The sequence below is a fragment of the Corallococcus sp. CA053C genome, assembly GCF_003611675.1.
Classification (GTDB): Bacteria; Myxococcota; Myxococcia; order Myxococcales; family Myxococcaceae; genus Corallococcus.
Genome location: NZ_RAWA01000345.1, coordinates 1 through 10,709 on the forward strand (window position 1 = coordinate 1; position 10,709 = coordinate 10,709).

General features: G+C 69.7%; 6 protein-coding genes and 1 pseudogene. 3 read left to right on the forward strand and 4 right to left on the reverse strand.

The window, feature by feature from the left end:
* Positions 1 to 232: 232 nt before the first annotated feature.
* Positions 233 to 2,041, reverse strand: coding sequence for a CotH kinase family protein (locus tag D7V97_RS32725; RefSeq protein WP_120614545.1), 1,809 nt, complete (start codon positions 2,039 to 2,041; stop codon positions 233 to 235).
* 345 nt (positions 2,042 to 2,386) lie between these two features.
* Here D7V97_RS32725 and D7V97_RS32730 point away from each other — a divergent pair, with 345 nt between their 5' ends.
* Positions 2,387 to 2,857: a hypothetical protein gene (locus tag D7V97_RS32730; protein ID WP_120614546.1), complete on the forward strand. Its 471-nt coding sequence runs from the start codon at positions 2,387 to 2,389 to the stop codon at positions 2,855 to 2,857.
* A 39-nt stretch (positions 2,858 to 2,896) separates the two neighbouring features.
* Here the strand turns inward: D7V97_RS32730 and D7V97_RS32735 are convergent, their stop codons facing one another.
* Positions 2,897 to 6,499 carry a PD40 domain-containing protein gene (locus D7V97_RS32735; protein ID WP_120614547.1) on the reverse strand — a complete coding sequence of 1,201 codons (3,603 nt, stop codon included), beginning with the start codon at positions 6,497 to 6,499 and terminating at the stop codon, positions 2,897 to 2,899.
* Positions 6,500 to 6,682: 183 nt separating this feature from the next.
* Here D7V97_RS32735 and D7V97_RS32740 point away from each other — a divergent pair, with 183 nt between their 5' ends.
* Together D7V97_RS32740 and D7V97_RS32745 are read left to right on the forward strand one after the other, a co-directional pair.
* A complete protein-coding gene (locus D7V97_RS32740; protein WP_158623504.1) occupies positions 6,683 to 8,131 on the forward strand; it encodes an LVIVD repeat-containing protein in 1,449 nt (482 codons plus the stop codon).
* A gap of 15 nt (positions 8,132 to 8,146) precedes the next feature.
* Complete coding sequence (locus D7V97_RS32745; protein ID WP_120614549.1) at positions 8,147 to 9,235, forward strand: EAL domain-containing protein; 1,089 nt, start codon at positions 8,147 to 8,149, stop codon at positions 9,233 to 9,235.
* On the opposite strand, the gene D7V97_RS44330 is transcribed toward D7V97_RS32745, so the two are convergent.
* Positions 9,225 to 10,532, reverse strand: coding sequence for a hypothetical protein (locus D7V97_RS44330; RefSeq protein WP_199729013.1), 1,308 nt, complete (start codon positions 10,530 to 10,532; stop codon positions 9,225 to 9,227). The two genes, D7V97_RS32745 and D7V97_RS44330, sit on opposite strands and share 11 nt — an antisense overlap.
* Before the next feature lie 55 nt (positions 10,533 to 10,587).
* Positions 10,588 to 10,695 (reverse strand): annotated as a pseudogene (locus tag D7V97_RS46855) (hypothetical protein); the annotation flags it as partial.
* Between the last annotated feature and the right edge of the window lie 14 nt (positions 10,696 to 10,709).

Here is a 10,709-nt window from a genome sequence, read left to right on the forward strand (position 1 = left end):
ATAAGAGACAGCGCGCACGGAGAAGCCCGCCCCCGTCAGCACCCGCGCGAGCGTCAACCCCGACACGCCCGCGCCAATGACGGCCACGCGGGGCAGGGGACCAGCACGGTGCGGCAACAGGTCATCCAGAACACGCAGAACGCGGGAGGCGGGCATGGTCCGGGTTTGCTAACCCATCCCCGCCCGCCTCGCACGACTCCTGCTCACGGCGTGCTGCCCGGAGGACCGCGCCTCAGCGCACCTCCCAGCCCTTCTCCCCGCGAGCGTAGTGCTTGCCCGCGGGCAGCTCGCCGTAGAACAGCAGGTCCTTCACGCCCACCACCGACTTGCCGTCGAACAGGCCCACCTCGCCCTCGGCGGGGAAGGTGATGCCCAGCGCGGACGCGTTCAGCCGCACCGTCTGCCCCGGCGCCACCGTCGTGTTGCCCAGCACCGCACCCGTGGGCGCCTTCACCTGCGTGGGGGCATGGTCACTGGCCGCCAGGCTCACCCGCAGGTTCGTCGTCAGCGTCATGCCCTGGAGCGACACGGGTTGCGTGCCGTGGTTCACCACCTCCACCCAGCCGGCGCGCGGATCAAAGCCCTCCAGCACCAGCGTGGACTGCTCCGCCGCCAGCCGCTTCAGCTCCTTCCGCACGAAGTCCCGCCGCACCTGCACGAAGCGCTTCATGTAGTCCCTGCCCGCGCTGAAGCGGGCGTAGTCCATGTACGGGTCGGCCTTCATGGACGCATCGATGAGCGCATGGAGCTGGTCGATGTATGGGTTCATCACCTCGGGCGTGAACAGCTCCTCCAGCGCCTTGTCCAGCCGCGCCTCCAGCCGGGCGCGCAGCACGGGGTTCATCACCACGCGCGTGCCCAGGTTGGAGAACACCGGCAGGTAGCCCGGGTAGCTGCCCGACTCCAGCTTGCGCTGCTGGTACATCTTCTCCACCCAGCCATCCAGCAGCGTGAAGTTGAACAACGGGTGCTTCATGTTGTTCGTGCTCGTCTTCATGTCCTCCACGCCGTTCACGTACCACCAGCGCGCGTCCACGTTGTTCAGGTCCCACGGCACGTAGCGCCAGCGGCCGGTGATCTTGTCCCGCAGGAAGTAGCTCTCCGAGTCCTCCACGTAGTTGTTGGACATCAGCGCGTCCAACACCATGGAGCGCACGTACGACTCCACCTCCAGGTTCTTCTCCAGCGCGGTGATGAGCTGCGGCTCCGGCGTGTGGTTGATGACGTCCAGCACCGCCCAGAGCGCGTCATTGGGCTCCTTCTCGTTCGTCTTCTTCACCCAGTCGCCCTGGTAGGGCACCTTCCACGTCTTGAACTCGGTGTCCTTCCAGCCCGCGCGGTAGATGGACGCGTCATCGTCCGGCAGCGCGTGCGCCTTGAGGAAGGCCTTGTTGATCTGCTCCACCTCCAGGAACACGCCCTCGTACTGGCCATTCACCTTCAGCCGCACGAACCTCGCCGTGGACGCCGGCACCCGCATCGCCGTCAGCAGGTCGTAGGAGAGCTTCTCCGCCAGCATCGACGCGTCGGCGTACTCGGCCACCAGGTTGAGCGACGTGCGGCCCTCGAACGAGTCCTTGTCCGCGAAGGCCACGTTCCAGCTCTTCTTCTCGAAGAACCGCGCGGAGGCCCCGCGCAGCCGCACCTTCACCACCTTGGAGAGGCCGTTGACCTTGAACGTCGCGTCCTGCTCCGGCGTCCACGGGTCGGCCTGGAACTTCGCCATCGCCTCCGCGGGGATGATCAGCTCGTACTCCGCCAGCGACGTCTGGACCTTGGGCAGCGTGAAGGGCCGCTCCACCTCCGGAACGGGAGGCGGATCCACGGGCGGCGGGTCCACGGGAGGTGGATCCACCGGCGGCGGCTTCCCGGGCGGCGGATCCACCGGCGGCGGCTTCACTTCGCCCTGGGGGTCCGTCGTGCCGGGATCCGTGATGCCGGGATCCGTCACGGTGGGAGGTGGAACATCCGGGTTCGACGTGCCGGCGCCACAGGCCGCCAGCAACATCGAGAGGCTGAGCAGGAGTCTTGGACGCATCATCACCCCGCTCCTGGAGCAAGCCGTATGCCTCCCGAGCGCGGCGCCGGGGGGCCTCCTACCTGCCCTGGAGGGTGGGTGCGAAGGACACGCAAGGTGTGGACGCCGCCCTGGATGGGGAAAAGTCTTTCCCTTGCCGGGCCGCGTTGAACCGTCCCCACGCCTGCCTGCCCGCCCTCCGCGGGCGGCACAGCGGGCGTTCCCCCGGGGGAGCAGCCGGGCGAAGGCGCTCCCGGGGCGGCCTGTGCACGGACGCGTCCGCCAGCCCTAGCTTCCTCGGAGCAGGCTGGAGGACGGCCCGGGTCCGTCTTCCCGAGCCTCGCAGGCGAGCCACTCAGGAGAGCGACGATGGAGTCCTGGAACCAGACCTCGTCCGATGCCGCGCGCACCCATGCGCCATCCACGGTGAACCGTCGCATCGACGCCCATGTGGAGGAGTGCGTCCGCTGCATGGCCGAGCGGGCGGACCGCGCGGAGATGAGCCAGTACCTGCAGAAGCTGGAGCGCGAGTGGGAGATGCACCGCGCCGTGGCGGTGGGCGGCTCCGCGCTGGCCCTCCTGGGCCTGCTCGTGGGGAGCAAGGGAGGCCACGGCTGGCGCGTGGTCAGCGGGGTGACGCTGGCCCTCCTGCTTCAGCAGGGCATCACCGGCTTCGGGCCCCTGTCCGCGCTGGTGCGCGCGTGGGGCGTGCGCACCCGCCGGGAGATCGACCTGGAGAAGTTCGCCATCAAGGCCCTGCGCGGAGACTTCGAGCGCATCCCCAACGACGGGGGGCCGCTGGCTCGCGCCAACGCCGCCCTCGTCGCCGCGCAGTCCTGAAGGGCCCCAGGCTCCGGTGACTCCGGGGGCCCTGCTTCATCAGTGCACGAGGGGCGTCGTGTAGCCGCCGCCCAGCGAGGGCATCAAGGCCATGCCCTGTGGGGTCGCGACCGCCTTCTTGCCGGTGTCCTTCTGGTCGAAGAAGCCGTTGAGGCCGGCGACGCCGAGCGAGAAGTTCGTCACCCAGCCCTCGTCGGGCTTGCCGAAGGCGGCATTGATGTCGAACGGCTTCGCGAAGTGCAGCCGCAACAGGAGGGGCCCCAGCGACAGGTTGAAGCCCACCACGGCGTTGAGCACGCGGTGGTCCCAGAGGTCCCTCGCCCCGTCACCCACGCCGCCCATGTCCACGGCGGCGATGGCCTCCAGGTCGCTCAGGAAGGCCACCCGGATGATGTCGTTGAGGGGCAGCTGCGCCTCCAGCGTGGAGTAGACGAAGTGCTGGCCCAGCAGCCACCGCTCGTCGCCGAAGTTCACGCCGCGCAGGGTGTCGAAGCTGGACAGGTAGTAGGAGCGCGCGTAGCGGCCGCCCACCGTCGTGCCCGCGCCCACGCGGGCGAAGAAGTTGGTGCGGCCGTAGATGGGGAAGTACCGCTCCGCGTCCAGGCGCAGGTTGCCGTACGCCTGCGAGTCGAAGGGTTGCACGCCGGCGGTGGCCTCCAGCAGCACGGAGCTGCCCGAGAGCGGCCCCGTCGCGTAGTGGTACTTGATGCTGTCGTAGCCGATGCGCCCGCTCAGCTCCGTCTGGAAGCGGATGTGCTGGTTCTGCGCGCGCCACGCGGACAACAGCTCCGCGTTCGCCTCGTTGCGCTCCGGGAACGCGAGGTAGAACTCGCTGAAGTCGTCCAGGAAGTACTTCGTGCCGCCGACGCTCAGGTCGCCCTGCACGTAGAAGAACGTGCTCAGCGGATAGCGCAGGCTGCCCAGCGCGCCGAAGTAGCGCTCCGACGAGATGAAGAACGGGCGTTGATCCGCCGGCAGGTTGTCGAACGTCTTGTCGATGCGGAAGCGCAGCGACTGGAACAGACCGCCGCCCCACGTGGAGCGCTTCTCGTCGTTGATGTAGAGCAGCAGGCCGTCCGTCAACTCGAACGAGCCGTACACCGCCAGCGTGAGCACGAGCTGGTGGTCGCGCAGCCGGTCCGACGCGGACGCGAACACCTGGCCCACGAAGCCGCCGCCACCCGCGCCCGCGAAGCCGAAGATGGGCCCCAGCTCGATGTTCTCGCGCGTGAAGGGCCGGTACTTCAGCGCCTCCGTGAGCGGCCGGAGCGCCATGGGGGCCGGCGGATCCGCCTGCGGCTCCTTCGGATCCTCCAGCGACAGCATGCGCGGCGGACGCAGGAGCGACGGCTTCCGCTCACCGGACATGTGGAAGAGCATCCACAGGCCGCCGTCGGGGCCGGGGCCCGGCTCGAAGACGCCCGTCGTCAGGTCGGTGCGGCGCACGATGCGCCCGTCCGCCAGCCGCTCGTGCAGGTCGGAGCTGCTCTGGTTGTAGGCCACGAAGAACACGCGCCCGTCCGGCAGCGCGAGCGGATCCGACTCGTCGCGCTCCTCGCTGGTGAGGCGCTCGGCCTGGCCCGCGGGCGCGTCCGCCTTCACGCGGAAGAGGTTGTACTTGCGGTGCGACGTCGCGTCGGACGTGTAGATGATGCCGGACGGGCCCCAGGTGAGCTGCCGCTCGGCGAAGACGTCGTTGGTCAGCTGCCGCGGCTTCGCGTCGGTGCCCTGCGACAGGTCCATGACGTACACGTCGCGCAGACCGGAGTCGTTGATGCCGATGAACGCCAGGTAGCGTCCGTCCGGCGAGAAGGCCGGCGAATAGATGGCCAGCACGCCCTGCCGGTCGACGCGGTACTCGCGCCGGTCGCCCAGCTCCAACTTGACGCTCAAGCCCACCTCCCGGCCGACGCCGGTGCGGATGGCCGAACGCCTCACCAGCACGTCCGTGGCCTTCTTCTCCTGCAGGTGCACGTAGTCCTGCACGTACAGCACGTCGCGGCCGGTGCGCTCCGCCACGAACGCGAGCTTGTCCTTCGTCAGCGCGAAGTTGCGCCCCGACACCGGGTGCAGCGACTCCACGCCCGGCACGCCGTCGCCCGCCACCTTCACGTTCTTCTCCGGGTTGCGCGGATCCATCAGGTACAGCCGGCTCTCGCCCGTCTCCGGCACGATGGTGCGCAGCGCCAGCACGTTGCCGTCCGGACCGCTCGCCATCGCGGTGACGATGCCCGGCGTCTCGGCCAGCGAGTCCAGCGCGGGCGCCGTCTGCGCGGAGTCCAGGTACGTCTTGAACGCCCGGCGCTTGAGCCAGTTCTCGAAGCGCGCGGAGATGCGCTTGGGATCATCCCCGGTGAGCCGCTCCAGCAGCTCCTCGAACTTGAGCGACGGCGCGTCGCGCGAGCCGCCCACCAGCCGGGGCGCCTCCTCCAGCAGGCGCTGGGTGATGCCCGCGCCGTACTCTTCCTCCAGGAAGGCCACGCGCGCCTGACCGACCTTGTAGATCCACAGGTAGCCGTAGGGCCCGGGGGAGAAGAAGTCGAGGAAGGCGTAGCCCTTCATCAGGTCCGGGTTGACCAGAAGGTCCCGCACCATCATCTCCGCCTCGGGATCCAACCCGCGCTTGGCGTAGAACTCGGCGAGCCCTTCGATGAACCACAGCGGGTAGCCGCCCAGCGGATCCCCGAACACCTTGGCCTGCTCGGCCACGGTGCGCACCTTCTGGATGGTGAACTGGTGCGCCATCTCGTGGGAGCTGATCTCCTCGAAGAGGTGGTGGTCGCCCAGGTAGGGCAGCGACAGCTTCAGGTCCTCGGTGCTGGTGACGCCCAGCGTGCCCTCGGAGACCGCGAACACGTTCGTCTGGAGGAACTCCGCGTAGCTGCTGTAGAGGATGTACGGGAACGTCTCGGTGGGGACGTACTTGAACTGATCCACCAGGTACCGGTACGCCTCCTCGATGATGGGCGCGGCGCGCTCTGCCACCTGGCGCTCGCGCTCGTAGAAGTAGAAGCGCACGCCGCCCGTCTTCGTACCCAGGTCCTTCGCGTAGGTGTAGTTGAAGCCTCCGTCCGCGTCGCCCAGCAGCAGCGGCGCGCCGGCGTACCCGCCCGTCCCGCCGTCCGCGGTGGTGACGGTGGCGCCCGTGAGCGCGCCCGCGTCGCCCGCGAGCCCGCCGTCCGCCAGGGCCACCACGCCCGGGGGCGGGATGCCGCCGTCCGGCAGACCGGGGACACTGGGGGGACCGCTGCCCCCGTCCGACCGTCCCATGTCGAGCGCGACGCCACCCGGCACCGCGCTGCTGCCCATGCCCTGCGACGGCGGGGTCACCTGGCCGGAGGGCGTGACCTCCGGCCCTCCTGGCGGCGACTGCGTGCTGCCCGTCTGCGGCGACGTGGCGGGCGCGTTGGGGAGCGCGCCGCCCTGGGTGCCGGGCGGCTGATCATGCGGGGTGTGCTCATCGGGCTTGGCGACACCGGTCGCGCCAGGGCCCACGAGGATGTCGATGTGGCGCCACTCGAACTCGTAGCTGTTGACGGGGGTCTTCCCCGCGCGACGGGGAACGACGAAGACCTGGGCGAGCGCCAACTCCGGCAGGAGCAGGGCCAGCAGCACGGCGACCACGTGCGAACGGGGGTTCAAAAAGCACCTCGTAAGGCGAGGAGACAGGCGTATCAGGGGCCCGGTGGCAGGCTCCCTCTCCCATCGCCAACGCACAAGCGGTTCATTTGTTTCTTTGCGTGACGGTGGACGTCCGGGGTTTCGTCCCCCGGTGGGTGGCGGGGGACTTGGCTCGGGTCGGGGTCGCCCGGTATGGAGGAGGGAATGAACCGTCTCCCCCTCCTGGCTGCCACCGTGTTCCTTGCCGTCGGCTGCGGCAATAGCAACGACAACGACAACAAAGCCGAGTGTCAGGTTGAAGCCATCGACCTGTCGGGTTGTGACCGCTCGACGCTGAGCGTCGTCCAACCTGAAGGCATCTGGAACACCAACGTCGTCTTCGAGGACGGTGTCGTGGGGCCGTCCTCCATCCGCTTCTCCCCCGGGGATCCGCTGCTCATCGGCCTGTCGATGACGACGAAGCAGATCACCCCGGACTCCTTCTACCTGGCCAGTGACGTGGCGGCCGCGGATGGCAGCGCGCTGCGCTACGCGTTCGCCGGCTGCAAGGCCACCGGGCCGGGGCAGGTCCTGGGCGTGGTGCGCGTGTGCGTCAACGGCGCGAACTCGCGCCAGGGCACCTTTACCGCCACGCGCGTCGAGCGTCGCGCGGGCGAGGCCGTCGCTGACCATGTCGAACTGCTGAGCGAGGTCGTTCCGCCCAAGGGCCGGGTCACGGGCGTGGTGGCGGCGGGCGGCTACGCGTACGTGATGGCGCGCGAGGAGGGCCTGTTCATCTACGACGTGAAGGACCCCGCGCACCCGACCCTGGTCTCCCAGCAGAGGTACGACGACGAGGCGCTCACCACCGGCCTCATCTCCGGCACGACGCTCTACCTGGGCACGTACGCCAAGGGCCTGCGCATCTGCGACCTGACGAACCCGGCGGTCCCCGACTGCACCAAGACCGTGCTCGCGGACGTGACGGTGCGGGTGGACGGGCTGGCGAAGGAGGGCAACCTGCTCTACGTGGCGTCGCCCAAGCCCCGCTCGGACATCATCGTCCTGGACGTGACCCAGCCGTCCGCGCCGACGCTCGTGGTGCGCTACACGGTGGAGGGCTCCTCGGCGTCCCTGGGCGAGTACCCCTACGGGCTGGCGGTGCAGGACAGCCGCCTGTACGTGAGCAACTGGAGCTACGGCGTGTCGGTGACGGACGTCGCGAACGTGCAGGCGACCAAGGCGCCCAAGCTGCTGGGCCGCTTCGGCGGTGCTTCCACGAGCGCCCTGGCCGTGGGGAAGATTGGCGGCGTCAGCACCGTGTTCGAGGGGTCGGACGCGTGGGGCTCGTCGCTGCTGGTGCTGGACGCCAGCCACCCGGAGGCCATCGTCCAGCGCGGTGAGCTGACGTTGCGGCCGGAGGCCTCCCTGGGAGGCATGGCGCTGTCCGGAACCATGCTCTACGTCGCGAACTACCAGGACGGCCTGCGCGTCTACGACGTCTCCACGCTGGGGACGCCGAAGCCGGCCGGGTACTTCAACACCTGGAGTGAAGCGGATCCGGATCGTGGACTGGCGTACCTTGAGGGGCTCCAGGGCGTTCACGTCGCGGAGGGGCTGGTGTACGGCTGGGAGACGACGCGCGGACTGATGATCTTCCGCCATACGCCGTGAGGCCAGGACCGCACCATGACGCAGGTGAACGGATGTGGTCGTTGCCAGACCCTGCCTGAGCCGCCCGAAGGACCGGGGCGGCTGTTCCTGTGGCCGCCGCTGGGCCACAGCCTGGGGAAGCTGGTGGCGCACCTGCGCGAGTCAGGCGGGGCCTACCAGCTGCGCACCGAGGCGCGCTGTGTCGTGGTGGGGATGGGGGAGGGTGGCCTTGCGCAGCTCTCCCAGCACCTGCCCGACGTGCTGACGGCGGAGGAGGTCCGGGGCACGCGGGCCCTCTTCGTCTCCGGTGACACGGAGCCGGGGATGGCGGACTTCCCGCGCGTGGACTCGTTGCAGCGCATCACCATGCTGCAGCAGTCGGGGTGGCTGGTGGACATGCTGGCGGAGTCGCGCCTCACCACGTTCTTCCAGCCCATCGTCCATGCGCAGGACACCTCCCGCATCTTCGCGCACGAGGCGCTGATGCGCGGGCTGGATCGCCAGGGCGCGCTCGTGTCCCCGGGGCGGATGCTGGACACGGCCCGCGAGGCGGATCTGCTGTTCCAGTTGGACCTGGCCGCGCGCACCACCACCATCCGCGAGGCGGTGCGCCACCAGCTGAGCACGCACCTGTTCATCAACTTCACGCCCACGGCCATCTACGACCCCGCCTTCTGCCTGCGCTCCACGGTGGCGGCCATCCGCGAGGCTGGCATCCCCGAGGAGCGCGTCGTCTTCGAGATCATCGAATCCGACCGCGCCGCGAACGCCGAACACCTGCGCTCCATCGTCAACTTCTACCGGGAGGCGGGCTTCAAGGTCGCGCTGGATGACCTGGGGGCGGGCTACTCGTCGCTGAACCTCATCCACCAGCTGCGTCCGGACATCGTGAAGCTGGACATGGAGCTGGTGCGCAACGTCCACGTGGATCCCTACAAGGCGTCCATCGTGGAGAAGCTGCTGGAGATCGCCCGGCAGCTCGGCATCAAGACGGTCGCCGAAGGCATCGAAACCCCCGAGGAGCTGGCGTGGGTGCGCGCGCACGGCGTGGACTTCGTGCAGGGCTACCTCATTGCGAGACCGGCGGCCGCTCCGGCGCAGGCCACCCCCCGCCTCACGGATTGAGCAGGGTGTTGGACGCGCCCGACCGCTCCAGGGTGGCGGCGCGCGCCAGCCGCAGCTGCTCGCCCGCGGTCTGCAGGGCGATGCGCGCGCCGTACACGTCCCGGTTGCTGGCGGCATCCCGGGCCAGGGCAATCTGCGCGCGGATGCGCTCGGAGTAGACGACGACCATGCCCTGCCCGGCGGACGAAGCGCTCTCGCGCACCACGGAGAAGTCCTGGTCGGCGATGCCCAGCGCGTTGTCCACGCCCAGCTCGCCCTGCTCCAGTGCTTGATCCGCCGCGAGCATCCACTGGCCCGCGGACTGGAGGCGCGCCAGCCGTTGCTGCCGGGCCCGTTCGGTCTCGTAGGCGCGCTGCTCGTGCTCATCCACCTGGGACTGCACGGCTTGTGTGCGCTCGGTGGCCACGGCGTCCCGTGCCTCCATCTCCTGCTCGAGCTCGGCCACGCGCGCACGAAGGCGCCTCAGCTCTTCGTTGGACGCGGCGGGGGAAGCGGCGGGCTGCGTCGCGTTGGGGGTACCGGCTGCCGTGCCTTGCGGCGCCTGGGTCGGTGCCGCGGACGGGCCGCCCCCCGGAGTCGGCGCTGCGGTGCCCGAAGTCCCAGCAGCGCCGGATCCACCGGTCGCGGTCCCCGCGGGAGGGGTGGCTCCAGAAGGAGAGGCGGCTCCGGTCGTCGGCTCCTGCACCGTCACCCGCGACGAATCGAGCGGGACTTCACCTGTCACGCTCGGCGCGACTTCGGACGAGGGGCCCGTAGAGCTCGCGCCCGTGTCCACGGTGCCACCGACGCCCGGCGCGCGGGTATTGGTAGGGCCGGAGGTGGGCGCCGTTCCCGCGGCACCCGCGCCCGTCTCGGACTGGCCCGCGGTGCTCCCTCCCACGGTCGACGTGGTTCCCGCCGCGCCCGCGCCGCCTGTGCCCGTTGCCTCCTGCCCGGACGTGTCTTCCGTGGCGGCCGTTCCGCTGGAGGATGTCTGCGATTCGTAGACGGTGGGAACAGGCGGAGCCACGGGGGCCTGTGACTGCTGCGTGGCGGCCTCACCGGACGTGAGGGGCGCGGTGCCATCGGGCAGAAGCGGCGTGAAGTCGTAGCCCCCCTGGATTGAATCCACCGGGCCCTGGATGACATAGCCTTGAGGAGGCCGCGCGCCAGCCGCCTCGTCTGCTGCCTGTTCATAGGCGTCCTGCAGGGCGGCGGCGGCCGGGTCCCTCACGGACGGATCTTCCGGAGGCGTCGGGGGCACGTCCTGTGTCTGCCCAAGGCTCAATCCCGCGACGATGGCGATCCAGAGGCGCATGCGGAAAGGATGTCCACGCGCGAACGCTTCCACATCGCCCCAGGGCTCCTCCGCCCTCCACGCTCCGCACACCCAGCGTGCCGCCGTGCAGCTTCACCAGCTCCTGGATGAGCGCCAGGCCAATGCCAGTGCCCTCGTGCGTGCGCCCCCGCGAGGTCTCCACGCGGTGGAAGCGCT